At 70.4% G+C, this 26,925-nt stretch carries 26 protein-coding genes and 1 tRNA gene; 13 read left to right on the top strand and 14 right to left on the bottom strand.

The annotated features are described in order from the left end of the window. Nucleotides 1-342: 342 nt before the first annotated feature. From G447_RS0105040 to G447_RS0105030, 3 genes are all read right to left on the bottom strand, one after another. Nucleotides 343-1,104, bottom strand: a complete 762-nt coding sequence (locus G447_RS0105040) for a Rossmann-like domain-containing protein (protein WP_026430276.1) — start codon at nt 1,102-1,104, stop codon at nt 343-345. Nucleotides 1,105-1,176: 72 nt separating this feature from the next. Beyond that, nucleotides 1,177-2,058 carry a rhomboid family intramembrane serine protease gene (locus G447_RS0105035; protein WP_026430275.1) on the bottom strand — a complete coding sequence of 294 codons (882 nt, stop codon included), beginning with the start codon at nt 2,056-2,058 and terminating at the stop codon, nt 1,177-1,179. Nucleotides 2,059-2,139: 81 nt separating this feature from the next. Next, nucleotides 2,140-2,661 (bottom strand): peptidylprolyl isomerase, encoded by a 522-nt coding sequence (locus tag G447_RS0105030; protein WP_026430274.1) that lies wholly within the window; start codon nt 2,659-2,661, stop codon nt 2,140-2,142. A gap of 181 nt (nt 2,662-2,842) precedes the next feature. On the opposite strand from G447_RS0105030, the gene G447_RS0105025 reads away from it, so the two are divergent. The 3 genes from G447_RS0105025 to G447_RS0105015 all read left to right on the top strand — a co-directional run bounded on the left by G447_RS0105025 (nt 2,843) and on the right by G447_RS0105015 (nt 4,935). Continuing rightward, nucleotides 2,843-3,445 carry a hypothetical protein gene (locus G447_RS0105025; RefSeq protein ID WP_005871734.1) on the top strand — a complete coding sequence of 201 codons (603 nt, stop codon included), beginning with the start codon at nt 2,843-2,845 and terminating at the stop codon, nt 3,443-3,445. After that, nucleotides 3,442-4,320, top strand: a complete 879-nt coding sequence (locus G447_RS0105020) for an HAD hydrolase family protein (protein WP_026430273.1) — start codon at nt 3,442-3,444, stop codon at nt 4,318-4,320. The genes G447_RS0105025 and G447_RS0105020 overlap by 4 nt, the downstream gene beginning before the upstream one ends. A gap of 75 nt (nt 4,321-4,395) precedes the next feature. Continuing rightward, on the top strand, nt 4,396-4,935 hold the full coding sequence (locus G447_RS0105015; protein ID WP_026430272.1) for a hypothetical protein: 540 nt from the start codon (nt 4,396-4,398) through the stop codon (nt 4,933-4,935). A 275-nt stretch (nt 4,936-5,210) separates the two neighbouring features. Here the strand turns inward: G447_RS0105015 and G447_RS0105010 are convergent, their stop codons facing one another. From G447_RS0105010 to G447_RS0104985, 6 genes are all read right to left on the bottom strand, one after another. Continuing rightward, on the bottom strand, nt 5,211-6,080 hold the full coding sequence (locus G447_RS0105010; RefSeq protein WP_081697863.1) for an N-acetylmuramoyl-L-alanine amidase family protein: 870 nt from the start codon (nt 6,078-6,080) through the stop codon (nt 5,211-5,213). Nucleotides 6,081-6,612: 532 nt separating this feature from the next. Further along, nucleotides 6,613-7,494 (bottom strand): N-acetylmuramoyl-L-alanine amidase family protein, encoded by an 882-nt coding sequence (locus G447_RS12915; protein WP_165577592.1) that lies wholly within the window; start codon nt 7,492-7,494, stop codon nt 6,613-6,615. 212 nt (nt 7,495-7,706) lie between these two features. Then, nucleotides 7,707-8,369, bottom strand: coding sequence for a PspC-like choline-binding domain-containing protein (locus G447_RS0105000; RefSeq protein WP_026430269.1), 663 nt, complete (start codon nt 8,367-8,369; stop codon nt 7,707-7,709). A gap of 229 nt (nt 8,370-8,598) precedes the next feature. Continuing rightward, nucleotides 8,599-9,957: a hypothetical protein gene (locus G447_RS0104995; protein ID WP_005869176.1), complete on the bottom strand. Its 1,359-nt coding sequence runs from the start codon at nt 9,955-9,957 to the stop codon at nt 8,599-8,601. Beyond that, nucleotides 9,954-10,658 carry an ABC transporter ATP-binding protein gene (locus tag G447_RS0104990; RefSeq protein ID WP_207382300.1) on the bottom strand — a complete coding sequence of 235 codons (705 nt, stop codon included), beginning with the start codon at nt 10,656-10,658 and terminating at the stop codon, nt 9,954-9,956. The genes G447_RS0104995 and G447_RS0104990 overlap by 4 nt, the downstream gene beginning before the upstream one ends. A 182-nt stretch (nt 10,659-10,840) precedes the next feature. Further along, complete coding sequence (locus G447_RS0104985) at nt 10,841-13,180, bottom strand: FAD-dependent oxidoreductase (RefSeq protein WP_026430267.1); 2,340 nt, start codon at nt 13,178-13,180, stop codon at nt 10,841-10,843. Nucleotides 13,181-13,262: 82 nt separating this feature from the next. On the opposite strand from G447_RS0104985, the gene G447_RS0104980 reads away from it, so the two are divergent. After that, entirely contained in the window at nt 13,263-13,856 is a 594-nt protein-coding gene (locus G447_RS0104980) for a TetR/AcrR family transcriptional regulator (protein ID WP_026430266.1), read from the top strand. Nucleotides 13,857-14,388: 532 nt separating this feature from the next. Then, entirely contained in the window at nt 14,389-14,586 is a 198-nt protein-coding gene (locus tag G447_RS0104975) for a CsbD family protein (protein WP_026430265.1), read from the top strand. Between the two features lie 214 nt (nt 14,587-14,800). Here the strand turns inward: G447_RS0104975 and G447_RS0104965 are convergent, their stop codons facing one another. Then, the gene (locus tag G447_RS0104965; RefSeq protein ID WP_243442311.1) at nt 14,801-15,742 is read right to left on the bottom strand and encodes an alpha/beta fold hydrolase; all 942 of its coding nucleotides are present in this window, start codon (nt 15,740-15,742) and stop codon (nt 14,801-14,803) included. A 253-nt stretch (nt 15,743-15,995) separates the two neighbouring features. On the opposite strand from G447_RS0104965, the gene G447_RS0104960 reads away from it, so the two are divergent. Continuing rightward, nucleotides 15,996-16,289: a type II toxin-antitoxin system TacA family antitoxin gene (locus G447_RS0104960; RefSeq protein ID WP_005869189.1), complete on the top strand. Its 294-nt coding sequence runs from the start codon at nt 15,996-15,998 to the stop codon at nt 16,287-16,289. 13 nt (nt 16,290-16,302) lie between these two features. Then, on the top strand, nt 16,303-16,821 hold the full coding sequence (locus G447_RS0104955) for a GNAT family N-acetyltransferase (RefSeq protein ID WP_026430263.1): 519 nt from the start codon (nt 16,303-16,305) through the stop codon (nt 16,819-16,821). 102 nt (nt 16,822-16,923) lie between these two features. Here the strand turns inward: G447_RS0104955 and G447_RS0104950 are convergent, their stop codons facing one another. After that, nucleotides 16,924-17,319, bottom strand: a complete 396-nt coding sequence (locus G447_RS0104950; protein ID WP_026430262.1) for a hypothetical protein — start codon at nt 17,317-17,319, stop codon at nt 16,924-16,926. 147 nt (nt 17,320-17,466) lie between these two features. Here G447_RS0104950 and G447_RS0104945 point away from each other — a divergent pair, with 147 nt between their 5' ends. Genes G447_RS0104945 through G447_RS0104935 form a run of 3 tightly spaced genes read left to right on the top strand, consistent with a single transcriptional unit; the run spans nt 17,467 to nt 19,419 of the window. After that, nucleotides 17,467-18,252 carry a nitroreductase family protein gene (locus tag G447_RS0104945; RefSeq protein ID WP_005869166.1) on the top strand — a complete coding sequence of 262 codons (786 nt, stop codon included), beginning with the start codon at nt 17,467-17,469 and terminating at the stop codon, nt 18,250-18,252. A gap of 46 nt (nt 18,253-18,298) precedes the next feature. After that, nucleotides 18,299-18,970 (top strand): hypothetical protein, encoded by a 672-nt coding sequence (locus tag G447_RS0104940; RefSeq protein ID WP_034476429.1) that lies wholly within the window; start codon nt 18,299-18,301, stop codon nt 18,968-18,970. After that, nucleotides 18,967-19,419, top strand: a complete 453-nt coding sequence (locus G447_RS0104935; RefSeq protein ID WP_026430260.1) for a 2-thiouracil desulfurase family protein — start codon at nt 18,967-18,969, stop codon at nt 19,417-19,419. Before G447_RS0104940 ends, G447_RS0104935 begins: the two co-directional genes overlap by 4 nt. Here G447_RS0104935 and G447_RS0104930 read toward each other — a convergent pair. The 3 genes from G447_RS0104930 to G447_RS0104920 are packed head-to-tail and all read right to left on the bottom strand — an operon-like array spanning nt 19,416 to nt 23,495. Continuing rightward, complete coding sequence (locus G447_RS0104930) at nt 19,416-19,886, bottom strand: response regulator (RefSeq protein ID WP_005869760.1); 471 nt, start codon at nt 19,884-19,886, stop codon at nt 19,416-19,418. The two genes, G447_RS0104935 and G447_RS0104930, sit on opposite strands and share 4 nt — an antisense overlap. Further along, nucleotides 19,883-22,030, bottom strand: a complete 2,148-nt coding sequence (locus G447_RS0104925; protein ID WP_026430259.1) for a sensor histidine kinase — start codon at nt 22,028-22,030, stop codon at nt 19,883-19,885. The genes G447_RS0104930 and G447_RS0104925 overlap by 4 nt, the downstream gene beginning before the upstream one ends. 1 nt (nt 22,031) lies before the next feature. Continuing rightward, nucleotides 22,032-23,495 carry an SLC13 family permease gene (locus G447_RS0104920; protein ID WP_207382539.1) on the bottom strand — a complete coding sequence of 488 codons (1,464 nt, stop codon included), beginning with the start codon at nt 23,493-23,495 and terminating at the stop codon, nt 22,032-22,034. 150 nt (nt 23,496-23,645) lie between these two features. On the opposite strand from G447_RS0104920, the gene G447_RS0104915 reads away from it, so the two are divergent. The 3 genes from G447_RS0104915 (at nt 23,646) to G447_RS0104905 (ending at nt 26,853) form a co-directional block, all read left to right on the top strand. Next, nucleotides 23,646-25,928 (top strand): ABC transporter ATP-binding protein, encoded by a 2,283-nt coding sequence (locus tag G447_RS0104915; RefSeq protein ID WP_026430257.1) that lies wholly within the window; start codon nt 23,646-23,648, stop codon nt 25,926-25,928. Continuing rightward, complete coding sequence (locus tag G447_RS0104910) at nt 25,925-26,695, top strand: CbiQ family ECF transporter T component (protein WP_026430256.1); 771 nt, start codon at nt 25,925-25,927, stop codon at nt 26,693-26,695. The genes G447_RS0104915 and G447_RS0104910 overlap by 4 nt, the downstream gene beginning before the upstream one ends. A gap of 74 nt (nt 26,696-26,769) precedes the next feature. Then, nucleotides 26,770-26,853 (top strand) — tRNA-Leu (locus G447_RS0104905). The last annotated feature ends 72 nt before the right edge of the window (nt 26,854-26,925 follow it).

Here is a 26,925-nt window from a genome sequence, read left to right as displayed (position 1 = left end):
ACCGGAATCAGACAACACGGTGACCGCGCCCGTATCCAACAACAAGGGCCGATCACCACGCGGTTACACCACTATGCGGGACACCACTGCGCCCTCACCGGCCGCCGCCAGTCCACCCGAGCAGCACGGCGACCTCGGCGGGCGCCATGTGGGGGGACATGTCGAAGACGCAGCCGTGGATCGCGCGCAAGGAGGACATGGCCGCTAGGTCTTTGACACGGGTTGGGGTTGCACGGGGAGTAGATGACGCGGGGCGCGCCACACTTGTTCAGGAAGGCGGCCCGGTCGGCGCCGGTCCACCGCACGGATCCCGCCTCCGCGGCCCGGCCAGTCCCCCCGGGGTCAGCCGCGGGCCAGGCCCACACGCATCCCCGCATCGAACATCCCGCCGGGGAGCCGCCCGGCGAGCCCCTCCTCTAGCAGCGCCGGGTGGCAGGAGGCGAATGCGAGGACCTCGCTGGCCCCGTGGTCGAGGACGATGGGCGAGGCGGGGGCGGACGGCCCCAGCACCACAGAGTGGACGCCGCGGGTGAGTTCGAGCAGCCGCGGCATGGTTTTATTGACGAAGGCGCTGCCGGTGATGAACGCCCAGTCGACGCCGGGCAGCAGGTACTCGCACGCGCTGTCGGGGTAGTCTCCGTCGAAGAGGGCGCGCTCAAGGACGATGAGCTCTTCCACGTCGGGCAGGGCGGCGGGCGCGAAGGGGAAGTGGCCGACGATGGCCACCCTCTTGCCCGCGACGGCGTCGGCGTAGGCGTGGAAGGTCCTGCCCCAGTTGTTCTCGGCCAGGGGCGTGAAACCGTGGGCGAGGGCCCGGTCGGTGTGGCAGTGGTAGGCGTTGATGGCCGCCATCCCCAGGCCCGCGTCCTCGAAGTTCCAGCTCTTGACCAGGCTTGCCGCATCGCGCAGGGGACGCCCGACCAGGTCCCCAGCGTCGGCGACGGCACGGGGACGGGATTGGACGTTCATGCCGAAGGCCATCCCCGCCCCGCCCTCGGAGGTGCCGATGCGACGCCATTTCCCGTCGGCGCGGGCGCTCTGGACGGTGATGTCCGCGGGGATCTCATCGATGAGCTGGTCGTAGATGTCCCAGGGGGTCGTCATGGTGTTCCTTCCGTTGGGCGGGGGCCTGCCCCTCAGATTAGGCTGACCTGGCCTTCGCGCGCGAGGCTGGAGTCAGGCGTACAGCGCGACGAGCCCCCAGTAGGACACGGCGCACAAGGCGGCCAGCGCGGCGGCCATGCCCGCGCAGACGGCGATCTGCTTGGCTCTCGGGGCCAGCGCCCCGCCCGGGCGCCCGCTGGTGCGCAGCAGCGCCCACGTGGCGGCCGCGCCCGCCAGGAAGCCCCCGATGTGCGCCTGCCACGACACCCCGGGATTGGCGAACCCGTACACCAGGTTGATCCCCAGCAGGATGAGGATCGGCGCGGTGGACGAGCCCGAGAGCCGCTGGAGGACGAAGACCGCCCCGAAGAGCCCGAAGACGGCGCCCGAGGCGCCCACCGTGGCGGCGAAGAGCGCTGCGGGCTGGACGAAGCACCAAAGCATCACCAAAGCCGATCCCCCCAGGGCGCTTATCAGGCACACGGCCCCGTAGCGCCAGTGCCCGATGGCCCTCTCCACCACGGAACCCACCCAGTACAGGGTGAGCATGTTGAAGAACACGTGCAGGAACCCCGAGTGGAGGAAGGCGGACGTCACGACGATCCACGGGCGCGGGCCGACCCACGCCGGGACCAGCATGAACAGGCTCTGCACAGCGGGGACCACCAGGGCCAGGAGGTACATGAGGACGCACGCGCCGATGAGGACCAGTGTGACGGGCGCCCCGGAGGAGCGCAGGAAAGCGGCTGCGGAGCTGATCCGGGCGCTCCGGCGGCCCCGCGAGGACTTCGCGCAGTCGACGCAGATGCTGCGGACCTCGGTGGGGACGACGCAGGAGGGGCACATGGGCCGGTTGCACCGCTTGCAGTAGTCGACGCTGCGGACGCCCGGGTGCCGCGGGCAGTCGGGGGCCGCGCGGGGGTCGGACCGCTGTCCGAATCGGGGCATGCTCATCGGAGTGCCTTTCGTCAGGGCCTGGAGGGCGGTCATGGGGCCGGGTGCCGCTGCGGCTCCCGGCCCCGTGGGAACGCGTTCTCAGTCGACGATCTCGACGGACTCGATGACGACGTCCGAGGCGGGGCGGTCGCCCGCGCCCGTGGGGACCGAGATGATGGCGTCGACGACGTCCTTGGAGGCCTGGTCCGCGACCTTCCCGAAGATCGTGTGCTTGCCCTGCAGCCACGGCGTGGGCACGACGGTGATGAAGAACTGGGATCCGTTGGTCCCCTTCCCCATGCGCCTGCCCGCGTTGGCCATGGCCAGCAGGTACGGCTCGTTGAAGGCCAGTTCGGGATGGATCTCGTCGTTGAACTGGTAGCCGGGGCCTCCGGTCCCGTTGCCCAGGGGATCGCCGCCCTGGATCATGAAGTCCTTGATGACGCGGTGGAAGACGGTGCCGTCGTAGAGGGGCCGCGAGGTCTTCTGGCCGGTGCGGGGGTCGGTCCACTCGCGCTCGCCCCTGGCCAGGCCGACGAAGTTGTTGACCGTGTTGGGCGCGTGATCGGGGTAGAGATCGAGGGCAATGTCACCCATGGAGGTGTGCACAATAGCTTTCATGGGGTCAATCGTCCCACTTATCGGCGCCCGCGACCACGCGGGGGCTACGCCGGTAGCGCAAGCCCCGCCCGACTCCTCGGTCAGTGGGCTGCGGATCACACGCATTCGTAGCACAATGGTATCCAGCGGCGCCCGGCTCCCCGTGCGGCGCCGGACACCACTGGACAGATTCGGAGACACTATGGCCCCCACACCGAATTTTGACGCCGATCACTTGCGGGAGGAAGCCGCGCAACTGCGGGACACGGCCGCCGTGTACGCCGGGAAGGTGGCCGTGAAGGCCGCCGATCTGGTGGGCGCCGGAGTCGACTGGGCCGCTCCCCGCGCCCAGGCCGCACTCGCCCGCGCCATCGACCGCGCGGCCCCCGCCGTCGAGTCGGCCGCCGCCCGCGCCAAGAGCGCGGTCGAGCACGCCGGCCCCGCTATCGAGTCCGCCCGCGCGAACCTTGTGGAGGACTACCTCCCCCGCGCTTCGCGCGCAGTCAACCAGGCGGGCAACGCCCTGTCCGCCCCCGGTCCCCTTTCAGAACGTGCGCGCCGCGCCAAGGAGGTTTCCACTGTGGCCCTGACAACCCCCACCCCGAAGGTCCGTAAACGTCGTTTCCTGCGCGCTGTCGGATTGGCCGCGCTGGCTGTCACGGCAGCGGGCGTCGGCTACGTCCTGTGGAAGCGCAGCCAGCCGATCGAGGATCCTTGGGCCGAGGAGTACTGGGCCGACCTCGAGACCGATGCCTTCGTGCCGGATTCCGAGGCCGAGCAGGCGTCCCTCAAGTCCGGCGAGTGAGCGTCGCCCGCCTCGCGAACCCCACCGACTCCGGGGCGTACGCCCCGGCTGACGTGCGCCTCGTCGTCGCGGACATGGACGGGACGCTCCTGGACGACCGGAAGCGCTTCCCCGGCGGGCTGTGGCGGCTGCTCAACCAGCTCGATGCGCGGGGCGTCACTTTCGCCCCCGCGTCCGGCCGCCAGGTGTGGACGTTGCTCGACATGTTCCCCGACCGCCCGGGCATGACCGTCATCGGGGAGAACGGCGCGATCGTCATGCGCGACGGCGCCGAGATCTCGTCGAGCCCCCTGGACCTGGCGACACTGCGCGAGGCAGTGCGCCTGGTCCGCGGGGCGACGGGTCCAGGCGGCGCCAACGGCGGCCTGGTCATGTGCGGGAAGCGCTCTGCCTACGTCGAGCGGCTCGATGAGTCCTTCGTCTCAGGGGTGCTCCCCTACTACCACCGCACGTGCCAGGTGGATTCCCAGCTGGACGTCCTTGACGCAATCGAGGCGGGGGAGCTCGACGACGCCATCGTCAAACTCGCCGTCTACTCATTGGATCCGGTCGGCCTCCTCGCGGAGGCGACACTGGCCCGTTTCCGTTCGACGCACCAGTACGCGGTGTCGGGCGCGAACTGGGCGGATCTGCAGATCCGCGGGGTCGACAAGGGCCGCGCCGTGCGCGCCCTCCAGGCCGCCCTCGGGGTGACCCGGGCGCAGACGGCGGTGTTCGGGGACTTCCACAACGACCTGTCGATGCTGGCCGAGGCGGATCTGTCCTTCGCTGTGGCGAACGCCGATCCCGATGTCGTGCGCGCAGCCCGCTTCGTGGCCCCGTCCAACAACGAGGGCGGCGTTGTTTCCGTGGTCGAGCGCCTGCTCTCCCTTTGAATGACGATATTGACCACCCAGTCAGACCGTTGCTACCGTGTAACCACCTGAGAAGAGGATCCACAAGGAGTAATCGTGTCCGACCCCACCAATCCCTACAGCACCCCCGAGGCGCAGGGCTCCCAGCAGCCTCAGCAATTCCCGGCCCCCGGCGCACAAGCCCAGCAGTTCCCCGCACCAGGCGCGCAGCCCCAGCAGTTCCCGGCACCAGGCGCACCGGCCCAGCAGTCCCAGCAGTTCCCGGCCCCCGCGAACCAGCTGCCCGCCGTCGCCCCCGGCCAGGCGGCCCCCGTGGCTCCCACCGGCGGATTCTCGACCGGCGGCCTCAGCGCGCTCGGCCTTGCCCTGGTCCCGTGGATCCTCTTCACCCTGTGGTGGACTGCTCCCATCGGCTCGGGCCTGGAGAGCGCCCTGGGCCCCTTCGTCGGCAAGTTCTCCATCATCCTGGGCATCGCCGCTGCGGCCTACGGCTTCTCTGCCATGTCCAAGGACCGCAAGGAGGGCAAGGCGGCGTGGTGGCTCGGGATCATCGGCGCCATCGCCGGCATCCTCTACGCCATCCTGTTCGTCTACCTGCTCGCGACCGGCATGGTGACCATCGGCAGCCGTTACTGACGCTCCCGCGCCAGCCCCGGTACAGCACCGCCGCACTGACCCGCGCTCAGTGATCGCGCGGATGGAAGTGGCCCCGCCCCTTTTGGGGGCGGGGCCCTTCGCTTCCCCGATCCAGGATCCCCCAATGCCAGCGGTCCAAACTCCCCCAACCGGAGTCGCCGGAGTCGAAGCAGCGCTGGGCCCCATTGATCCAGAGCGCCTAGTCGCCACCGAGCCGGATCCCGCTGCCGCCGGAGCACTTCTAGCGCTCCGGCGGCAGCCTTCTGTCACCCCGACTACTCCACTGGGGGCTTCTCGTTGTAGACGCCCTGCCAGGCGCCGGAGGCGTTGAAGATGTGCCACACGCCGTCGATCTCATAGATGTCGTCGACTGCCATCACACCACTGGGCTGCAGGTAGTACCAGGTGTCGCCCTCCAGGAGCCAGCCCGTGGCCATCGAGCCGCCGGAGTACAAGTAGAACCAGTCGTTCCCGACCTTCACCCAGCCCGTGGCCATCGCACCGCCGTCGTCCAGGTAGTACCAGCGGTAGCCGATGAACGCCCAGCCGGTCAGCATGGCGCCGTCATTGTCGAGGTAGTACCACTTACCGCCCTCCTGGAGCCAGCCGGTCTTCGGGGCGCCGTTCGAGCCGAAGTAGAACCACCTGCCGTTGACCTCCTTCCAGCCGGTGACCATCGCGCCGGTGGTGTCATCCAGGTAGTAGGCGGTGTTGTTGACGATCACGTAGCCCGTGGCCATCAGCTTGGTGCTGGGATCCAGGTAGTACCAGCTGTCGCCGACCTGCACCCAGCCCCCGGTGAGGCGGGCGCCCGAGGCGAGGTAGTAGCGCCAGCCACCAGCCTCCTGCACCCATCCGGTGCGCATGTAGCCTTCGGCGTCGAAGGTGTACTCGGTCCCGTTGATGACCATGTCGGTTCCAGTGGGGTAGGAGCCGTCCGGGAGCTGGTACCACCAGCCCTTGGAGTCCTGCTTCCACACGCCGTCAGCGGCGGCCTGCGACCCCGCAGCCGCCTGGGCGGCCCCGGCGGACGAGGCGTCAGCGGCGTTCGCGACCCCCGAGACAGCGCCCAGGCCAACGCCCAGGGCGAGAGTTGCTGCGACCGCGATCAAACGTCCTGCGCGACCGCACGTGTTCAGTGCCATAACGGATCACCTTTCTCCGCATCTTGATAGGACGATACTCACGTTACCATCAAACCTACAGCGAACATAGGTGTTCTGGATAACGTGCGACGGCAATGTCCCCCACCCCGGTTCCAGCAATGGAATGGGGACGGGACCGCGCTTCCTCCTGGGGGGCGGGCCGTCCACGAAGCAGCCCCACGGAAAGTGCTGGTCGCCCGTTCAGGAGCGGATGGGTGAGCCCCCATGGCGCTGATCCGCGCACGGAAGGGCGTCTGCCGGTCGCACATCGTCACAGCCGCCTCCCACCTCCATGATCCGCGCACGGAAGGACGTCTGGCTCAACGCGGAGATACGGCTGGGGCCCGCACGGCACTCCGCGCGGACCCCGGGCCCGGGAAGAGGATCGGGGCGGCTCCCCGAAGCGGCGCCCGATCATTGGGAACGACTACCCCGGGCGGTCGCCGCCCTCGCCTTCCACTCCGCCGAACCGAACCCCGTCGCCATCGAAGCGCTAGAAGCACTCCGGCGGCAGCCTTCTACCACCCCGCGACTACTCCACTGGGGGCTTCTCGTTGTAGACGCCCTGCCAGGCGCCGGAGGCGTTGAAGATGTGCCACACGCCGTCGATCTCATAGATGTCGTCGACTGCCATCACACCACTGGGCTGCAGGTAGTACCAGGTGTCGCCCTCCAGGAGCCAGCCCGTGGCCATCGAGCCGCCGGAGTACAAGTAGAACCAGTCGTTCCCGACCTTCACCCAGCCCGTGGCCATCGCACCGCCGTCGTCCAGGTAGTACCAGCGGTAGCCGATGAACGCCCAGCCGGTCAGCATGGCGCCGTCATTGTCGAGGTAGTACCACTTGCCGCCCTCCTGGAGCCAGCCGGTCTTCTGGGCACCGTCGTCGGAGCCGAAGTAGAACCACCTGCTGCCCATCCTCTTCCAACCGGTGACCATCGCGCCGGTGGTGAGGTCCAGGTAGTAGCCGGTGTTGTTGACGATCGTGTAGCCCGTGGCCATCAGCTTGGTACTGGGATCCAGGTAGTACCAGCTGCCGCCGACCTGCACCCAGCCCCCGATGAAGCGGGCGCCCGAGGCGAGGTAGTAGCGCCAGCCACCAGCCTCCTGCACCCATCCAGTGCGCATGTAGCCCCGGGAGTCGAAAGTGTACTCGACCCCGTCGATGACCATGTCGACGCCGGCGGGATAGGAGCCGTTCGGGTACTCGTACCACCAGCCCTTGGCGTCCTGCTTCCACGTGCCCCTGACGGGCGCGGGATCCCGCGGGGGGAGGTGGGTCGCCTGGGCGGCCCCGGCGGACGAGGTGTCAGCGGCGTTCGCGACCCCCGAGACAGCGCCCAGGCCGACGCCCAGGGCGAGAGTTGCTGCGACCGCGATCAAACGTCCTACGCGGCCTCGTATTGTCAGTGCCATAACGGATCACCTTTTCTCCACATCTTTGTAGGGTGATACTCACGTTACCACCAAACCTACAGCGGACATAGGTGTTCTGGACAACATGCGACGACAACGCGTTCGGCCCCAGTTCCGTGAACAGTCGGGGCAGCCAGTGCACCACGCCCCCGGTCGGACTGGCGCCGCCCCAGCGTCCTTCAGCGGGCAGTGGGACGCCCCTCGGGCATGCCCTAGGGGGCGACGTCCTCACTCTCGGATCCGTTCCAAGCGCCCACCCAGGCCCCATTGATCTCGAAAGCGTGGGGGACGCCGTTGATCTCGACGATCCCGTAGGCCATCACCCCATTGGGTTGCAAGTAGTACCACGTGCCCCCCAGTTGGAGCCAACCCGTGGCCATGGCGCCGGAGGGCTGCATGAAGTACCAGTCGTCGCCGACCTTCACCCAACCGGTGACCATGGCGCCGCTGGAGTCCATGTAGTACCACACGCCCCCCACTTCGAGCCAACCGCCCATATGGGCCAGGGCGGGGGAGCCCTTCATGTAGTACCACGTTCCGTCGACCTGCACCCAGCCCTCGCCGGCCCGGGCACCCGAAGGATGGTAGTAGCGCCAGCCCTTGGCGGAGCGCACCCATCCGGTGCGCATGTAGCCTTCGGCGTCGAAGGTGTACTCGGTCCCGTTGATGACCATGTCGGTTCCAGCGGGGTAGGAGCCGTCCGGGAGCTGGTACCACCAGCCCTTGGAATCCCGTTTCCACACGCCGTCGACGGCGGCCTGCGACCCCGCAGCCGCCTGGGCGGCCCCGGCGGACGAGGCGTCAGCGGCACTCGCGACCCCGGGCAGTACGACCAGGCCGGCACTTAGAGCCAGAGCCGTGACAGTTGCGAGCACGCGCCTGGTGCTTCCTTGTGCGTTCAGCGCCATGGCTATTCACCTTTCTTCCACCTGCGGATGGTTTCGGCCAGGCTAACACCGGGGTTGACCGATTCCCAGGATTTACCGGTAACTTTCAAGTAGTCCGGAGGAATGGCCGATGATCACGGCGAAAAAACCGGCACTGCGGCGCGCCGCAGTGCCGGTCCAGCTGGGGCCACACGATTTCCCAGCCGCTTTCTCCGCCCTACTCGTTGCTCTCGCGCGCTTCTTCCACGATCGCGCGCCGCAGCGGGGCGGACAACTCCGAGGCCGCGAGGATCAGGGCGACCCCTCCCACCGCGGTGGCCAGGAGGGCGCCGAGAGTACCCCACAGCTCGGCCCCGCCCACTACGGGGATGATGAAGAGGAATCCGATCAGCATCGACCCGGGGATCATGAGCAGCGCCGGCACCCCGATCTCGATGCGGCGCGCGCGGTCCATGAAGGCCAACGGCGAGCCCATGCGGAACAGCGCCCGGGCCTGCTCCGCCGAGTCGATGGCGCGGATCGCCTGGTTGACGGCCGTGGAGATCGCGCCCAGCGCCAGTGCGATGCAGAAGGTGAGGATCATGCCCCTGAGCATGTCGTCGCCGACCATGCGGCTCACGGGATCGTCACCGGCCATTCCCCCGACCACGGACAGAGTCGGGTAGAGGACTCCGACCAGGAAGCCGACCAGGGCGACCGGCCCGAAGGAGCGCCACAGGCTGCGGGGGTCGTCGACCAGGCGCCGTCCGGCGAGCACCGTCTGGGGGCGGCGGGCGATGGCGGCGATGAGGCGGCCCAGCAGGGACACGCTCCACACGCCGATGAGGTTGACGATCAGGAAGATCGCCGCCAAGAAGCCGAACAGTGCGGTCATACCGATGGCGAATCCCGCGTTCACCAGACGCGACCCAGCGGCCATCCACACGACCAGGAGCACGGCGCCCACCACGACGCCGATGGGGGTGACCCTGTCGGCTTTCTGGCGCCGGGTGACGCCCAGGGGGGTGATGGCCACCTTGCGCATGCCGAACCAGGCGGACAGCGCGGCCAGGACGATGATCGCCAGGGCGGCTCCCAGCAGGAGCAGCACGCCGACCCACATCTCGGAGGCGGCCATCGGCCAGCCCTGGAAGGAGATGAGCCCCCATGCGGGCAGGGTCACCGCGTAGAGCGCGGACCCTACGACGACGCCGATCCCGGCGTGCGCGGCGGTCTCGACGACGCAGGCGAGTTTGGCCGCGCCCGGGCCGAGCCCGATGAGCCGTAGGACGGCCAGGTCGTGGGCGCGCCTGCTCATTCCCAAGCGGGCAGCGGCGGCACCCATCGACAGGACCGGGACGATGAGCAGCGTGGCCGCGAAGTAGGCGAGCGCCGTGTACATGGTCCCGCCCCCCTGCCCCATCTGCTCGGAATAGGCCGCGTCGAAGCGGGAGGCGCGCGCCTGGAAGGCCCCCACCCCGCCCAGGACCGCCAGGAACACCGCGTGGGGCAGGGCGAAGGCGATGACCGTGAGGACCGATGTCGCGCGGTCCCTGCCCCTCAGGATCGCGCTGGCCGCTGCGAGGACCGGGTTCATCGTGATGCCTCCATGTCGATGAGGCCGTCGCGCATGTGGATGGTGTGGGGGACCCGCGAGGCGACCCCGGCGTCGTGCGTGACCAGGATGAGCGTCGCGCCGGTCGCCGAGCACGCGCTGGTGAGCAGGCCCATGACCTCGGCCCCGGTCGTCTGATCGAGGGCGCCCGTCGGCTCGTCGGCGAAGATCACGGCCGGGTCGGTGGCCAGCGCCCGCCCGATGGCGACGCGCTGCGCCTGTCCGCCGGAGAGTTGCCCCGGCCGCGCGCGCCCCGCCCCGTCGAGGCCGAGGTTGGCCAGGATCGAGCGCGCTTTCGCGACGGCCTCCGCCTTGGCCGTCCCGGCCAGCATGAGGGGCATCGCGATGTTCTCCTCGCAGGGGAGCTCGGGCAACAGCTGCCCGTCCTGGAAGACGAAGCCGAAGGAGCGCAGGCGCATGGCGGACATGGCGCGCTCGGACAGGGAAGTGGTCTCCACGCCCCCGACGGTGATCCTCCCCGCAGTCGGGCGCAGCACCCCCGCCAGGCAGTGGAGCAGCGTGGTCTTCCCGCTGCCCGACGGCCCCATGATGGCGACCTGCGTCCCCTGGGGGAGCGAGAGGTTGATGCCCGCGAGGGCGTGGACGGGGCTCTGGCCCCGCATGTAGGTTTTGACGAGTCCTTGGGCGGTGATCGCGCCGTTGGCCGGAGTGTTCGTTGACATGCCCACCACTCAACTACATCCGCTCCGGGCGGGGTACTGGGTGTCGCCCCCGTTCCCCCCTGAGACTCCCCTGATGCGTGTTCGGGGAGTGCCCGGAACGCCAGCACCGGAGCGTGGCGGCCCCGAACGCGGCCGGGCCGCGGACACGGGCGCGCCAACCCCGAACGCCAGCGCACACCGCCCTAGAACGCTTCGGTGACGACCGCCCCCGCCCCCAGGTCCCGCAGGACGGCCGTGGCGTCGGCCACCATCTCCGGTGAGCCGCACACGTGGAAGTCGCACTCAGCCGCCTGATCGCCGAACTCCGCGAGCGCCGCCGTGACGCGCCCGCGGAAGGCGCCGTCAACGTCCTCGCGGGTGACGCACCGGGTAACCGGCGGCATCGGGTCGTCGAGAGCCCGGGTGAGGTCCTCGGCGCTGGTGCGGCACCCGAAGAGCAGGCGGTCGGATTCACGCGGGTCCTGGGCGAACACGGGGAGGAAGGGCGCCAGGCCCGTCCCCGTGGCGACGAAGACGCGGCGGCGGGACGAGTCCGTGGCGGTGAAGGACCCGAATGGCCCTTCCAGCAGAGTGCGCGAGCCCTGCTCGGCGCCGACTGCGAAGCGGGCGCCGCGCCCCCGTGTGCGGGTGTCGATGAGCAGGCGCAGTCGGCGGCCCTCCAGGGAGGCGATCGAGTAGTCGCGCCACTCGTGGTCGGCCACCCGCAGGCGCACGTACTGCCCGGGCCACCATTGGGGCGCGTCGTCGTCCAGGTCGAGGACGAGTTCGACGACTGAGGGCGTCACTGCGCGCGAGGAGACGACGCGAGCACCGAGCTTGCCGGGGAACTGAAGCCCCTGCCCAGGTTGCTGCTCCCGCTCCTCCCCTCCGGCCGCGCGCTTGCCACCGTGGGCTCCGGGCGCTCCGGCGTCCTGGCCCTTCCCGCCGGGCCCGGTGGCCGCTGCGCGCGGCTGCTGGCCGGGGCCCTCTTCGATGGCCCGCATGATCTGGTTATGGCCCGCCGGACCCAGCACCTGGCACGCCGCCGACATGCCCGCCATGAGCGCCCCCGCGATGCCGAGGAAGCCCGCGTCCTGCCCTGTCAGGTATAGGCCGTCGATGGGGGTCCTCGGCGTGGTGAGGCGCTTGCGGTAGCGCTCGGGGGTGGCGGGGATCCCGTAGAAAGCCCCGGCGGGATGCGAGGTGTAGTGCTCGACGGTCAGGGGGGTGCCCACCTCGACGCGGCGCACTGCGGCGCGCAGTCCGGGCACCGCCGAGTCCGCCAGGGCGATGAGCCCGTCGGCGATGACTGCCTTGAGGCGGGCGTAGTCGGCTCCGCGGTCCCCCTTGGCAGTGCCCTCCCACGCCTTGAACGCCCTGGGGTCGGCGAAGGCGAGGATCTCCGCGGTGGTGCGCCCCTCCCCCGCCTTGACGGAGGGGAAGGAGCAGAACGCCGCGCGCGGCCCGCCCGCCAGGAGGTCGGCCGTGGCCCCCTTGATGTCGTCGTGGTCGGTGGTCGTGCTCACCCACACGTTGGAGCCATCGACGCCGTCGGGCAGTTCGGACAGCTCCAGGTAGACGCTGACGGCGGAGAGGCCGGGTCCGACCTCGTCGATGGCGCTGCGCACGCCCCGGGTGGCCGCGCCGACGGGGCCGTCGGTGGGCAGAAGGCGGTTGTAGGTGGGGCCCGCCCCCGCTCCGGAGACGACCACGGGCGCACGGTGGATGATTTCGTGTGGATGGGGGCCGGAGCGGTCGATAACGCGCACGCCGACCGCGCGCCCGTTCTCGACGAGGATCTCGCGGACCTCCTGGCACACCCGGATCCGGCCGCCGTGGGCCTCGATGCCGTCCTCGATGGCGCGTGCGATGCGGGCACTGCCCCCTTCGGGGAACCACGCGCCCTCCAGGTAGTGGGCGACTACCGTCGCGTGCGCCACGAAGGCGCTGCGCGCGGGCTCGACGCCGTAGTCGCCCCACTGGGAGGCCAGGAGGGCGCGGAGCCGGGGGTCGCGGAAGCGGCGCTCCAGGTAGGCCTTCGTGGTGTCCAGGGCGCAGCCGCGGCGCACCCGCTGGGCGAGGCGGATGAGGGGCTCGACGAATCGCGGCACCATTTCCCGCGCGTAGGCGAGCGTCCCCCACGCCGCGGCCGCCTCGATGTCGCGGAAGTAGCGGCGCACGGCCCGCGCCTCGTGGGGGAACGCGGCGACGAGGGCGTCCTCGTACTCGCGGCGCCCGGCGGGGACCCGGAAGTCGGTGCCCGGGTAGACGAAGCGGTCGTAGTGGCGGGGCATCGGCCTCCAATGGACCTGTCCGCCGGTGAGGTAGTCGAACGCCCTGCGGAACATCTCGCCCTCGCCGAGGCCGCCCAGGTAGTGGACCCCCACGTCCCAGGAGGCCCCGCCGCGCCGGAAGGCGTGGGTGAGCCCGCCGGGGACGGAGTGCTTCTCCAGGACGAGGACCCTCTTGCCCGCCGTCCCGGCCAGGAAGCCCGCTGTTGAAAGGCCGCCGATCCCTGATCCGATGATGATCGCGTCGTACATCTCTTCTCCTAGCTAGACACTGTCTAGCAACGACAGTAGCACTCGACCTGACAGTGTCAAGTGGGTGTGCGACACTGGTGGCATGACGGATTCACCCAACTCCGACCGCGGCGGCCTGCGGGCCGCCATCCTCGCCACCAGCCGCGAGCTCCTGGACCACGGGGGCCCCGCTGCCCTGTCGATGCGCGAAGTGGCGCGCAGGGCGGGGTGCACCCACCAGGCCCCCTACCACTATTTCCCCAACCGCGAGGCCATCCTGGCCGCGCTGGTCGCCGAGGGCTTCACGGGCCTGGCCGACGCCCTCCACCGCGCCCGCACCGACAACGCCGGCGCCGACGCCTCCGGCATCGTCGTCGCCACGGGCAGCGCCTACATCGACTTCGCGCTGTCCAACCCGGGCGTCTTCCGCATCATGTTCCGCTCGGACATGTACGACCCCACTGCCCACCCCGACCTCCTCGAAGCAAGCGATCGGGCGCGCGCGGAACTGTCCGCACTGGCCCGGGAGGTCTTCGGCGCCGACGCGACCGCCGAGGCGGAGGCCGCCCTGTGGGCCTACGTCCACGGCGCGTCGTGCCTGCTCATCGACGGCCCCGGTGCCCTCGGCCCGGCCACCACCGAGGAGAAGAGGCGCTTCGCCTCGCGACTCCTCCACTCGGGCGCCCTGCGGCCCTGAGGGGCCACCACTGCTCCGAGGCCCCTCCGGTCAGGGGTTCTCCATGTTTCGCGGCGCAAGCGGCGTGTGGCGCCGCGTCCCGAGGACAGGCCGGGCTGCCGGGCACCACCCCCCTGCGCAGGACCCACACGGGACCTCCAGCGGCACTGGGCACAGCAGAACGGTCCGAAATGCGTCTGAGTCTCGCCGCACTGGGACGGCATTGAGGCGCTCTGGTCCAAAATGCGTCTCAGTTACCCCGATTTCTGCAGAATCGGCCGATTTATCCCAGACCCAGACGCATTTTGGACCAACTCCCCACCAACCCCCCGTTCCCACTGGAAACCCAGACGCATTTTGGACCACCGCGACCGCACCCCGTCGCGTCGAGCACCCGACCCACGTCCTCCCCGATCCTGCCGCCCGAACATGGCCGGTCCCTTGGCGCCAGCACGCTGGTCGCCCCGCCGCCCGCCTGGCTCATTCCACTTCCCGTACACCCGCATCCGCTGTAGGGTGAAAGCGTTCACATTCACCAACGATAGGAGACAGTATGGGACTGGAGGACAAGTTCCAGGAGGCCGTCGGCGGTGCGACTGGGAACGAGGAGCTGCGTTCCGATGGCCAGAAGGACCGCGCTGCGGGCTCTATCGGCCAGATCGTTGACGAAGCCAAGGAGAAGCTCGGTGACGCCAAGGAAGCAGTGACCGACAAGATCGAAGAAGTCAAGGACAAGCTCACCGGGAAGTGATCCCGATGGGCGTGCGCCGCCGGGGCCGATCGGCCCCGGCGGCGCGCTTTCCCCTGGCGCGCACGCGAGGCGCCCCGCCCGAGCAGGTGACCGGCGACCCGCAGGTGACGACTGCCCAGGACCTCCTGTCGCGGATCCTGCACTGAACCGGCCCGTCCACGGCGCTGCGGCGCACGGCGGCGCTTTGGAGCGCCCGGCCGCCGCACCCGGACCCCTACATCTGCCACACGAGGTGCCCGCTGTCCACGGCCAGCCAGAAGCGCGACACGGCGTCCGCCCACACGGTGGGCCTCTGCGTCTGCGCGGAGTGCTGGGCGCCGGGGATCGGGGTCTCCACCGCCCCGACCTCGCGGGCCTCGCGCCTGTAGTCGCTGACGGGCCATGCCGTGTCCTCCGCCCCGTAGACGACGTGGATCGGCAGGCCCGTGGCGCGCAGTTCGGCGCTGCTGGGGCGCTGATCCGCCAGGATCGCACGGATGCCCATCAGGTTCCCCGTGGAGGTCGCCAGCGCACGCACGCGGATGAACTCCTCCCAGACCAGCCCCGGCCTCGTGAAATCAGTGCCGGGGAAGAAGGCGGCGAGGACGCACTCGCGCCCGGCTGGGCCAGCCGGAACCGGATCGGGTGCCGGCCCGTCGGCGTCTTTCGCCGTGTTCCCCGAGGAGAAGAGTGTGAGGGAGGCGAAGAGCTCGGGCCTGGCGATCGCCGCGGCGCGCGCCACCACTCCTCCGAAACTGTGCCCCAGCAGGTGCACGCGCTGCCCCGCTCCCCATGCGGACGCGATGGCCGTCACATCCCCGGCGAAGCCGCCGAGCCCGTAGGCGCCCGCGCCCGTGGGGGCGGCCGAGTCGGCCTGGCCCCTCTGGGAGTAGGCGAGCACTTCGAAGCCCCGGTCCACCAAGTCGGATATGGGGAGGCGGAAGTCCTCCTTCGACCCGGTGAACCCGGGGACGAGCAGCGCTTTCGGGCGGCCCGTCCCCGCTGCTGCTGAGCGCGGGCCGCCGGCCGGCGGGGCGGGGGCCGCAGTGGCCGACGAGGCGGGGGCCGGTGGCCCGTGGTACGCGGACAGGGGGCCGCAGGGGGACGGGATGGACACGCATTCGACACTGCGGGGGACGGGGAGGGAGGCGAAGGGCGCCATGGGCGCGAAACTCATGGATGTCACACCATCCAGTGTGCCGCACCGGCGGACCCGGGCGCGGGCGAACGGGGACCCCTCCCCCGCCGGGCGGGCCGCCGCTCGGGTGACGGACCCGGGCGCGGGCGAACGGGGAGGCGCCCCGGGGGGCGCGGCAATATCTTCCGCGGTGGATGCCGCGCGCTTCCCGTGGCCGCCGTCCCAGCGCCAGTCCCACCCCCTTGTGCCACCCTACTCATGTGTGTACACTTCCCGTACGAAAGGAGTGGTCATGCCCCCCGCGAAGACCCACCGGATGGACTTGCGCGCGACCGAGCGCCAGAACCTGCTCATCCGCCAAGCAGCGGCTGTGACGGGCCGCAGCGTCAGCGACTTCGTCTTGACCTCCGCAACGCTGGAGGCCGAGAGGGCACTGGCCGATCAGCGGGTGTTCTCCGTTTCCGAGGACCAATTCGCCCGGTTCCAGGAGATCGTCGACCGCCCGGTCGCCGACATGCCGAAACTGCGGAAGCTGCTGAACCGCCCCTCCCCCTTCGGCAAGCACTACGCCATCGGATCCGCCTGAGGGGCCGACGGCGATGTACGCCGAAGTCCTCCAAGAGCCCCGTCGCCTCCGGCGCGGCGACGAGCGTTCCGCCTTCCGCTCCGGCAAGGCCGAACTGGACGACTGGTTGCACCGATTCGCCTGGCAGAACCAGGACCAGGGGAACACGGTCGTCTACGTCGCAGCGCAGGGAACGGAAGTGCTCGGCTACTACGCGCTCTCGACCGCTTCCGTCACACGAACGGAGCTCCCGTCGTCGTTGGCGCCCCGGCGGCGTCCCGAACCCTGCCCCTGCATCCTATTGGCGCGCCTCGCGGTGGACGAGCGCGTGCAGGGCACGGGGATCGGGAGCGGTCTGCTGCGCGACGCGTTCGCACGCAGTCTCGAGGCGAGCCGCATCATCGGGGCCGCCGCGCTGCTGGTCCACTGCGCGGACGGGAACGCGCGCGACTTCTACCTGGCGAACGCGGAATTCGAGGCCTCGCCGGCCTCCGACACGCAGCTCATGGTGTCATTGCGGGCCATACGCCGCTTGCTCGAGGCCTCCGCTTAGGCGACCGCGCGGGCCCGCGCCACAACACAGGGCCCGCCAAAGCGAGGGGCCGGGGAGTCCGCGCGGATCCCCCGGCCCTTCGGCGCGTCGATTCGGGCGGTGTCAGTTAGCCCCTTCGGTGATCTTCAGGGTGAAGCTGGTCGTGGCGCCGTCGGGGCTGGTCAGCGTGACGGTCACGGGGGCATCGTCCTCGCCCAGCGGCTTGAGGGGGTGGATGGTGATGATGTCCTTCTCAGACTTGCCGACTTCGGCGACAGACGGATCGGAGACATTGATCTGCCATTTCACGGCGTTCTGCCCGCTGGGCAGTTTCACTTTGAGGTCGCGCTTCTCGGGAACGGAGACCCCGGCGCCGTCGACCGCGTCGAGGGTCTTCTCGACCGTCTTGGTGTCCTTGGGGGTCGTGTACGAGTGGGCGGTGTCGGTCTCGCCGCAGGCCGCCAGGGAAACGGCGAGGGAGGCGGTCACCAGTGCTGTGAGGATGGAGCGCTTTCTCATACCCACCATCGTAAGGGGAAGGCCGTGCGCTGTGGCGCCCGCCCCACGATCTAGGACGATGTCACAGTCCAACGGGGGAACGGGGGCCTGATGTGAGAGAATCGAGGGAACCGCATAGACGCGGACTATCCAGGGAAGGGAACTGCCTTGTCGAAATTCACCGAGCGCTCCACCGCTCCCATCGAGAACACCACGATCGTCAACCAGCTGTCGCACCGGACCTTCCGCCGTTTCACCGATGAGAGGCTCACGGACGAGCAGGTGGACACCCTCGTCGAGGTGGCGCGCCGCACCGCCACGTCCTCCTTCTTGCAGCAGACCACGATCCTGCACATCACCGACCAGCGGGTCCGCGACGAGATCGCCGCCGCCTCGGGCCAGCCCTACGTGGGCGGCGACAAAGGGGACCTGTTCGTCTTCCTGGTCGACATGTACCGCAATAAGAGCCTCCGCGAGGAGATGGGCGTGGACTCGCGGGCCGCCTCGTCGATGAACCTGTTCATCTGCGCCGCAGAGGACGCGATACTGGCGGCGCAGAACACGGTGACGGCCGCGGAGTCGATGGGGCTGGGCACCGTCTTCCTCGGCTCGATCCTGGGCGATCCCCGCCGCCTCATCGCCGCCATGGAACTGCCCGAGCTCACCTTCCCGATCCTGGGCCTGCTGGTCGGCCACTCGGAACAGGAGCCGTTGTACCGCCCGCGCCTGCCGCGCGACGTGGTCTTCGCGCGCAACACCTACCCGCGCGTGGACTCCTTCCGCCAGGCCCTGGCCGAGTACGGCACGGAGGTCTCGGAGTACTACGAGGCGCGGGGCGGCTCCGCACGGTTCGACGACTTCGGGCAGTTGGTCGTGGCCTCCCTGGGCACGGGCGGCGCGCACGTGTCACCGGTCCTGGAGACCCTGCACGAGCAGGGGCTGTGCTTGTTCTAGGCGCGGTTGCGAATGGGAGGGGGCCCAGGTGCAATACGATGAGCCCATGCCACGCCTGGGTTTCGATACGTACGTCTTCATAGAGCGCATCGCGGCCAACGCCGCGGCCCTGCACCCGTTCCCGGAGCACCACGTCGGACTGGTCCGCGAGGCGCTGGCCGACGCCGGCCTGGAGGTGTCGGTCCTGGGGCCGGACGCCCCCGAGGTCGGGGAGGCCGTGTACTTCCAGTCGGAGCCGATGGACGACGACGCCCTGGGGCTGCTGGCCGACGCCCTGACGCTGCGGGGCATCGGAGCGTACGCGTACGCCCTCGTCGGAGACTCCATTGGCGACGACCTGGGGTCGATCGCCCTGTTCACACGGGTCGGGGACGTGTTCCCCCGCGCCGGGCGGGGCGTCCTCATGACGCGGATGTGGATCAGCCGCTCCCCTGTGCGCAAGGCGGTGACGTGGGCGTTCGGCTCGCCCGCCGACTTGGACGAGGCGAATCTGCTGCTCTCGGAGCGCTTCGAGACCGAACCGGTGCTGGACCCGCGTGGCATGGCCGCCATCGAGATCCTGCACCCCGAGTTCGCGGCGGGCACGGCGGAGCCGATGACGCTGCTCGACGAGATCTTCCAGGTCCTGGGAGCCGCGGGTTTCGAGGGGATCACCATGTGCAACGACCCGGGCGCCGGCCCCGTCCCGGACACCGACGAGGCGGAGGCGCCGGGGTGAGCGCGCCCTTCCTGGTGTCGGCCTGCCTGGCGGGCATCCCATGCCGTTACGACGGCGGCGCCAAGCCCGATCCCGCCATCGTCCGCGCTGTCGCTGAGGGCCTGGCCTTCCCCGCGTGCGCGGAGGTCGCTGGGGGCCTGCCCACGCCCCGCCCGCCAGCGGAGATCCGAGGGGGCGGTGGCGCGGACGTGCTGCGGGGGACGGCGCGCGTGGTCACCGAGCAGGGCGCCGACGTGACCGCCGAGTTCGTGGCTGGTGCGCGCAGGGTCGCCGACGAGGCGGTGGCCCGGGGGGCGCGTACCGCCGTCCTACAGCCCCGCAGCCCCTCGTGCGGGTGCGGGCGCGTCTACGACGGCTCCTTCTCGGGCAGGCTCGTCGATGGGGACGGGGTCCTTGCGGCTGCCCTGAGGGCGCGGGGCATCGGGGTCCGCGCCCTCACCGGCTCTTAGCGGATCGCCTCCATGACTCTCACGGCGTCGAGGACCGGCAGGTAGGGCAGCGGGTCGACTTCGGAGGCCAGGACGTACTCCGTGAGCTGGTCGCGCACCACTTCGCGGAGTTTGGAGGGGTTCCAGGGCTTGGCGATGTAGTAGTCGAGGCCCGCCTCGTTGACCGCTCGGATCGTGTCGTCCTGGTCGGCCTGCCCGGTCACCAGAACCGTCCGCGTCGAGGCGAAGCGCGAGTCGGACATGAGGGCGACCAGGAAATCGACGCCGGTTTTTCCCGGCAGCCGGTGGTCGGAGAGCACGAGCGCCAACTCGTCCCCGTCCTCGTCGATCTCCTCCACGACGGCCCACGCGTCCTCGACGTTGTCGGCGGCCTCCAGGCGGATCGTGTCCCAGAACTGATCGAGATCGCGCTCGATAGCGGCTCGGACATCGGCCTCGTCCTCCAGGGACAGGATTGTCAGGGTCATGATTCCTCCTCGCGTTGCGGTTGGTTGTCTGGCAGTGGGGTGGCTGGCAGTCGGATCCGCATGGACGTGGCGCCCGGGCGGGAGTCGACGTCCAGCGTTCCCGAGTGGTCGGCGATGATCGAGCTCACGATCGACATGCCCATTCCCAGGCCGAAGCGCACGCGCCCGGCTTTGGTCGTGAAGTGCGGTTCGAAGATCTTATCGACCACCTCGGGGGAGATCCCGGGGCCGTTGTCGCTGACGGTGACCGCGACGCCGTCGCCGTCGGGCCGCACGCGGATCGTGATGCGCGCGGGGGCGTCTGCGCGGGCGGGCGCGGGGTCGGGGCCCCGGTAGTGCCCGGTCTCGGCGCCGATCCGGGCGGTTCGCACGTCCTCGTTCTCGTCCTCGATGGCTTCGGCGGCGTTGATGATGAGGTTGGTCCACACCTGCTGCAGTTTCGCGGGGTGGGCGCGGACCAGGGGGACGTCCTCGTAATCGCATTCGACTCTGATGCCGCGCACCCGGTGGGAGGTGAGGCGGAGGACGTCGTCGATGCCCTCGCGCACGTCCACGGCTTTGAGGTCGGAGTCATCGGGGCGCGCGTAGCCCTTGAGGGACTGGGTGAGCTCGATGACGCGCGCGGAGGCGGCCAGAACGGAACGGAGGGAGGAGCCCAGGCGCGCCCCCGCCAGCGCGGCCTCGACCTGGGGCCCGCCCCCGGCCAGCAGTTGGCGGGCGGTTTCGGCGTCGGCGACGCCCGCGCGCACGAGGCGCCTCGCCCCGTTGCGGTCGCCGGCGATGGGCGTCAGCTCCTTGATGAGCACCCTTTCGGCCGCGGTTGAGCGCGGGGGCGCGGTGAGCGCCCTGGTCATCGCGTCGCGCTGGGCACTGGTGGAGGAGGAGGCGGCCAGGACCGTGTCCACGTCGGCGCGCAGGTGCTCGGCTGCGCGCACCAGGGCGGTGACGGGGTTGTTGAGCTCGTGGGCGATCCCGGCGCTCAGCTCGCCGAGCATGGCGAAGCGGGCGCGCTCGACCAGTTCCGCGCGGGTGCGGCGCAGGTCCTCGAGGGTGGCGGCGAGGGCCTGCTTCTGCTGCTCGAGGTCCTCGGCCAGCATCGCGTTCTCCAGGTGGAGGTCCTCGGCGCGCATGAGGCGGCGCGTGAGGGAGCGGATCGCCAGGGCCGTCAGGGTGGAGCCGATGGCCGGGTCCCGCGCCAGGACGATCTGCAGCTGCTCGGTGGTGAGGCGCACCAGCACGGTCTCGGTGGTGGTGACGCCCGTGAAGAAGGCGTTCTCCCCGCGCGCCAGGGACACGAGGCCGATGAGGGGGCCCGAGGAGGCCAGGTGCGCCAGGACCTCGCCCCGGGACGAGTCCCGGTGCAGGCTGACTTTCCCATCGAGGACCAGGTGGACGGCGCCGACGGGTTTGCCCTGGGTGACCAGCTGGGTGCCCTTGGGGACGACGAGGCGGGGGCGGGCGCCCAGGACCCTTTCAACGCCTTCGAGCAGTTCGAGGACGACGGAGTGCTCGCTCCTGCCCAGGCCCTCCAGGAGGGGCCCTTGCACGGCGAAGGACGGTGGGCGCCCGATGAGGTCGAGGACCTCCCCGGCACCGCAGCCCTGCGCCTGCAGGCGGCGCACCATCGTGGAGTAGGACTGGCCGACCAGCAGGGGGACTGTCCACGGGGACTTGAGGACGGAGGCGAGGCGGTCGGACTCGGTGGATCTGGCGAGGTCGCGGTGCTCGGCGCGGTCGGTGACAGCGATCCACTGGATGGGGGCCAGCGCGTCCAGGTCGGCCGCGGCGTCGATGAGGGCGTCGATGTCGGCGACCTCGGAGGTGGCCACGCCCAGGACCACGCGGTCGTCCGTGCCCAGTCCGGCCTGGTAGTCGGGCAGGTCGTCGGGGGCGTCGACGCGGTCGAAGCAGAGGTTGGGGAACGCCCACGCGAGGTCGCGGGTGAGGGGGACGGCGATGCGGTCGGAGTCGTCCCCGACGATGAGCACGTGGACGTGGGTGTCGAGGCGGTGTCCGCCGCTGCGCACGTCGGTGCGCTGGCGCACATGGTCGTCGGAGGGGCCGGGGCCGAGCGTCCACCCGGTTGCCAGGCCCGGGGGCCCGTCGTCCTTCCGGGCCGGTGGCTCCTCCGCCGCGCGTTCCATGTCACACCACCCCGAGAGCGCCCCAGGTGAGGGGGGCGACGAAGGCGAGCAGGATGATGCCCACCAGCCCGACGGCCACGCCGACCACGACCATCTCGCGCGTCGGCGTGGTGCCCGTGGAGTAGGCGATGGCATTGGGGGGCGTGGAGATGGGCAGGCACATGCCCAGGGAGCACCCCAGCGCCAGGACGATCGCGATCTCAGTGGCCGAGGTGGACACCGAGGCCGCCAGTCCCATGCCCATGGGGACCAGCAGGTTGGCCGAGGCCGAGTGCGAGATGACGTTCGACGTGGCCCATCCGACCAGGGCGAGGACCAGGATGAGCAGGGCCCCGGGGATCGAGGCCCATTGGATGGAGCCGAGCATCCATTTGTCGAGGCCGGTGGAACTCACCCCGGCCCCCAGGGCGATGCCGCCGCCCACCAGCCACAGGACCGGCCAGTCGAGGGCGCGCAGGTCGTCGCCGCTCATGACTTTTGTGATGAGCAGGACGACGACCGGCAGGAAGCCGACGATGTTCGCCGAGATGCCGTGGAGGGCCTCGGTCATCCACGCGAGGATGGTGGCGCCCGCGGCCACGTAGAAGATGATCGCGTTGCGCCCGGTCTGGAAGCGGGCGGAGGTGTCGATGTCGAATTCGGCGTCCGCCGGGATGTAGCGCCACGAGATGAACAGCCAGGATCCGACTAGGACCACCAGCATGAGGGGGACTGCGGCGAGCATCCACTGCAAGAAGGTGACCTCGATCCCGGCGCTCTCCAGCGCGCCCAGGGCGATGGCGTTGGGGGGCGTGCCCACTGGGGTCCCCATGCCGCCGACGTTGGCGGCGACCGGGATGGACAGGGCGATCCCCGTGCGCGCCCTCCCCTTCGGCAGGGCGGTGATGACGGGCATCATGACGGCGAACATGGTGGCGGTTGTGGCGGTGTTCGACATGAACATGCTCATCAGGGCGGTGATGAGCATGACGCCCATGACCGTCAGACGGGGCTTGCCGGTAAAAGGTTTGAGCAGCACTGCGGACAGCGCGCGGTCCACCTTGTACTTCGCGGCGCCGTCGGCCACCATGAACCCGCCCAGGAACAGGATGATGACGGGGTTGGCCAGCGCCCCGAAGAAGCGCGTGTAGGGCGGCGCCCCGTCGGCGACGGGCAGCAGGGCGTGGTCGGAGATCAGCAGGACCTCCAGGAAGATGACGAGCACCGCGGTGCCGGCCAGCGGCACCGCCTCGGTCACCCACAGCAGGATCGCCGCCAGGAAGATCCCGAACATCCGCGTGCCCGAGGCGTCCAGGCCGGGCAGTTGGACGACCAGGCAGACAGTGATCGCAGTGATCGCGCCTATGATGCCGACCACTTTCGCAGGGCTGGGAGCAGCCTTCTTCCGGGGGCCGCCGCGCCGCGTGGACATGTTCTGCGCGGAGCGCGGGTCGATGGCGATCCCGCCTTTGCGTCGTTGTGCCATTGTGGGAAGACCTCGTCGTCTTTGTGTTTCCTACCCCGCCAGTCTATGCCCTTTGCCACATTTCTGGTAGCGGACCGGCCGATGTGGACTATCTGCCACTGTCCGGCGCCCGGTTGCCGCTCCGGGGGGCACTCCTGGGACACTAGGGGCATGACTGACTCCGCGCGCGCGCCCCGCCTGGCCCCCGTCGAGGTGGCCTCCTGCGGGGCGCTCTCGGGACTGGCGGTGACTTTCGGCGTGGCCTCAGCGGCCACGCCGGTCTTCCACACACTCTTCCAGGTGGCGACCGCCATCCCCCTTGCGATGATCGCCCTGCGGATGCGCAGGCGCGCGTGGGCGGGGGCGTTCGCCGCGACTCTGCTCATGTCGTTGGCGGTGGGGGGCGTGGCCGCAGTGGGCCGCGTCTTCCAGTCGTGCGTAGTGGGCATCATCGTGGGCGGCCTCCACCGCCGGCGCGCGCGGGCGGCGTTCGTGTGGCTGGTCGCCGTGGGCCTCGGCGCCCTGTGGGGAGCGGGGACGGGAGTGGCGTTCTGGGTGCTGGAGGATCTGCGCCGCCTGGCCCTGGAGGCCATCCAGAAGTCGTTGGACGGTTTCTTGCGCCTGCTGGCGCACGTGCCCGGCGCCCAGGGCCCCGCCTCGGCCATGCAGGCGCTCAACCAGTGGTTCGTGGACTTCTGGTGGCTGTGGCTCCCCTTCACCCGCCTGGTGGGCGTGGTCGCGCTACTGGTCGTGGCGAAGTGGCTGCTGGGCAGGGTGCTCGACCGCATCGACTTGGACCGCGGCTGGGATCCGCTGGCGCCCGCTCTGGACGGCCGCCGGGAGGAGGGGACGGGCGCCCCTCCGCTCCCCCTTTCCCTGGCCGACGCGGAGTTCACCTACCCGGGGGCCGGCTCGCCGTCGTTGACGGGGGTGACGTTGACGCTGGAGGAGGCGTCGCTGACCGGGATCGTGGGCCCGAACGGATCGGGCAAGTCGACGCTGGCGCTGCTGCTGGCGGGGGCGGAGCCCACGGGCGGCTCCCGGCAGGGCGGCGGTGGTCTGGGACAGCGGGGCGGCATCACCCTGGTGGGCCAGCGAAGCGAGTTGCAGATGCTGGGGGAAACGGTCGCCGAAGACGTGCTGTGGGGCATGGACGCCCGCGAGCGCGAGCAGGTCGATCTCGCCGGGATCCTCGATCTCGTCGGCCTGGGCGCCCTGGAGTCGGCCAGCCCGCACCACTTGTCGGGCGGGCAGTTGCAGCGCTTGTCGTTGGCGGGGGCATTGGCGCGTTCGCCGCGGCTGCTGATCTCGGACGAGTCGACTGCGATGATCGACCGGGAGGGGCGCGCGCAACTCATGGGGGTCCTCGCCTCCCTCCCCTCACGGGGAATCGCAGTGGTCCATGTCACTCACGATGCCGGGGAGGTCGCGGGCGCCGAGCGCGTCATCCGAGTGGAGGGGGGCCGGATCGTCTACGACGGACCGCCCGGCGGCTGTCCGCCGACCGGCGCCCGGGGAGCCGAAGCGGTTCCGCAGGGGTGCCCTCCTGCCGCCCAGTCCGCCGCTAGGGCCATTGCGGAGGAGTCCCCGCAGGCGGCGACCCATGCGCCCAACGGAGCCGGGGCCGTCCCCGCTGCTCCGCCGGGAACGGGCGGGACACCGCAGGAGGATCCTGGCGCCACCCCGCCCGCGGTCCCCGCCGGGGCCGACCCCTCCCCCGCTTCCGGGGACCCACCGGCCCCCGCCTCGTCCGCCACCGGGGCCCCCGCCCTGTCAACTGCGGCGGAGAGCCTGTGGGCGGACCGTGTGGCGCACTCCTACGACGTGGCGACCCCGTGGGAGAACACCGTCCTGCGGGATGTCTCCCTGATCGTCGAGGCGGGCGAGGGCGTGCTCGTCACCGGCGACAACGGATCCGGCAAGACCACCCTGTCGCGCATCCTCACGGGGCTGATGGCCCCGACGTGGGGCAAGTGCACGCTCGGTGGGCGCGCCATGACCTCCCGGGTCGGCGACGTCGCGCTGTCCATGCAGTTCGCGCGCCTTCAGTTGCAGCGCCCGACCGTGCGCCTCGACATCCTCTCAGCGGCCGGCATGGGGCCCGTTATCGGCACCAGGCAGGGCCGCCACAGCGCGGAGGCCGACCGCGTCGTCGAGGAGGCGATGGCCTCGGTCGGCCTCGACCCCGCCCTGCAATCGCGCTCCATCGACGAGCTCTCGGGCGGGCAGATGCGGCGCGTCGCCCTGGCGGGACTGCTGGCATCGCACCCCAGGGTCCTCATCCTCGACGAGCCCATGGCGGGCCTGGACCAGGCCTCGCGCGACCTGCTCATCGCGGTGCTGGAGGAGCGCCGCCGCTCGGGACTGTCGGTCCTGGTGATCTCGCACGACCTGGAGGGGATGGACTCCCTGTGCCAGACGCACCGCCACCTCAGCGAGGGGGTCCTGTCATGAGTGAACGACGCAAACCCCGCAGGTCCTCCAGTTTCATACTGCCGCGCGCGCTGCCGTGGCCGTCCTTCCTCTCCAAGACGTGGCCGGGCACGCTGATCGTGTGCTGGACGGCACTGACGACTTTCGTGCTCACGATCCCCACCTGGGCGACGCTGGGCGTGGTCGCCGCCGTACTCGTGGCAGCCACGGCCCTGCTGCGCGTGCCAGCGGGGGCACTCCCCCGTCCGCCCGCGTGGTTGTGGAGCGGTTTCGTCGGCGGATGCGCGGGGGCGTGGCTCGGCGATGGCGTGGAGGTCTTCCTGCGCGCCTCATCCGTCGCACTCATTGTCGTGTGGGGGTCGTCGCTGCTCCTGTGGGCTGTGCCCACGACGGCGATGGCGGGGGCGCTGCGCGTCTTCCTGGCGCCCTTGCGCCCCTTCGGGGCGCCGGTCGACGAGTGGGCGCTGATCACGGGCGAGGCGCTGCGGGGCCTGCCGATGCTGCGCGACCAGGCCGGCGCGGTGATGGACACCGTCAGACTGCGGCTCGGCGACGAGATGGCGAGCATGCCGATGCGCGGGTACGCGCGCCTCGCGATCGATGTGGTGACCGCCTCGTTGTCCGCGGCGTCACGGGGGGCGGCCGAGACCGGACGCGCCATGTCGATGCGGGGCGGACTGCGCCCGCCCGTGGGCGAGCGCGTGTCACTGGGCTGGCGCGACCTGGTGGCCGCGCTGGTGTGCGCGGCTGCGGTGTCCGCGATCATCGCGGCGAAGATCCTGCTCTGAGCGCACGGGGGCGCTGCGGGCGCCGGCGCCCGGTTTGACGCGGACATGGAGCACCCCTTATGCTTTCAGGGCACGCGCGAGTGGCGGAATAGGCAGACGCGCACGGTTCAGGTCCGTGTTCCAGTGATGGAGTGGGGGTTCAACTCCCCCCTCGCGCACGATGAAGCCGCAGGTTATCCGACCTGCGGCTTTCGCGTGCCTGAGGGGCGACCGCCCCGCTCAATGAGCAC

Origin of the sequence: Schaalia georgiae DSM 6843 (assembly GCF_000429245.1) — a bacterium.
Lineage (GTDB): Bacteria > Actinomycetota > Actinomycetes > Actinomycetales > Actinomycetaceae > Pauljensenia > Pauljensenia georgiae.
The sequence above is the reverse complement of the archived record's forward strand: the minus strand, read 5'-3'. Positions and strand labels throughout refer to the sequence as shown.

Excerpts from the sequence above, each read along its gene's own strand:
- G447_RS0105040 (WP_026430276.1), bottom strand. The coding sequence starts at position 1,104 with ATGACGACCCCCTGGGACATCTACGACCAGCTCATCGATGAGATCCCC.
- G447_RS0105035 (WP_026430275.1), bottom strand. The coding sequence starts at position 2,058 with ATGAGCATGCCCCGATTCGGACAGCGGTCCGACCCCCGCGCGGCCCCC.
- G447_RS0105030 (WP_026430274.1), bottom strand. The coding sequence starts at position 2,661 with ATGAAAGCTATTGTGCACACCTCCATGGGTGACATTGCCCTCGATCTC.
- G447_RS0105025 (WP_005871734.1), top strand. The coding sequence starts at position 2,843 with ATGGCCCCCACACCGAATTTTGACGCCGATCACTTGCGGGAGGAAGCC.
- G447_RS0105010 (WP_081697863.1), bottom strand. The coding sequence starts at position 6,080 with ATGGCACTGAACACGTGCGGTCGCGCAGGACGTTTGATCGCGGTCGCA.
- G447_RS12915 (WP_165577592.1), bottom strand. The coding sequence starts at position 7,494 with ATGGCACTGACAATACGAGGCCGCGTAGGACGTTTGATCGCGGTCGCA.
- G447_RS0104995 (WP_005869176.1), bottom strand. The coding sequence starts at position 9,957 with ATGAACCCGGTCCTCGCAGCGGCCAGCGCGATCCTGAGGGGCAGGGAC.
- G447_RS0104990 (WP_207382300.1), bottom strand. The coding sequence starts at position 10,658 with ATGTCAACGAACACTCCGGCCAACGGCGCGATCACCGCCCAAGGACTC.
- G447_RS0104985 (WP_026430267.1), bottom strand. The coding sequence starts at position 13,180 with ATGTACGACGCGATCATCATCGGATCAGGGATCGGCGGCCTTTCAACA.
- G447_RS0104980 (WP_026430266.1), top strand. The coding sequence starts at position 13,263 with ATGACGGATTCACCCAACTCCGACCGCGGCGGCCTGCGGGCCGCCATC.
- G447_RS0104975 (WP_026430265.1), top strand. The coding sequence starts at position 14,389 with ATGGGACTGGAGGACAAGTTCCAGGAGGCCGTCGGCGGTGCGACTGGG.
- G447_RS0104965 (WP_243442311.1), bottom strand. The coding sequence starts at position 15,742 with ATGAGTTTCGCGCCCATGGCGCCCTTCGCCTCCCTCCCCGTCCCCCGC.
- G447_RS0104960 (WP_005869189.1), top strand. The coding sequence starts at position 15,996 with ATGCCCCCCGCGAAGACCCACCGGATGGACTTGCGCGCGACCGAGCGC.
- G447_RS0104955 (WP_026430263.1), top strand. The coding sequence starts at position 16,303 with ATGTACGCCGAAGTCCTCCAAGAGCCCCGTCGCCTCCGGCGCGGCGAC.
- G447_RS0104950 (WP_026430262.1), bottom strand. The coding sequence starts at position 17,319 with ATGAGAAAGCGCTCCATCCTCACAGCACTGGTGACCGCCTCCCTCGCC.
- G447_RS0104940 (WP_034476429.1), top strand. The coding sequence starts at position 18,299 with ATGCCACGCCTGGGTTTCGATACGTACGTCTTCATAGAGCGCATCGCG.
- G447_RS0104930 (WP_005869760.1), bottom strand. The coding sequence starts at position 19,886 with ATGACCCTGACAATCCTGTCCCTGGAGGACGAGGCCGATGTCCGAGCC.
- G447_RS0104925 (WP_026430259.1), bottom strand. The coding sequence starts at position 22,030 with ATGGAACGCGCGGCGGAGGAGCCACCGGCCCGGAAGGACGACGGGCCC.
- G447_RS0104920 (WP_207382539.1), bottom strand. The coding sequence starts at position 23,495 with ATGGCACAACGACGCAAAGGCGGGATCGCCATCGACCCGCGCTCCGCG.
- G447_RS0104915 (WP_026430257.1), top strand. The coding sequence starts at position 23,646 with ATGACTGACTCCGCGCGCGCGCCCCGCCTGGCCCCCGTCGAGGTGGCC.
- G447_RS0104910 (WP_026430256.1), top strand. The coding sequence starts at position 25,925 with ATGAGTGAACGACGCAAACCCCGCAGGTCCTCCAGTTTCATACTGCCG.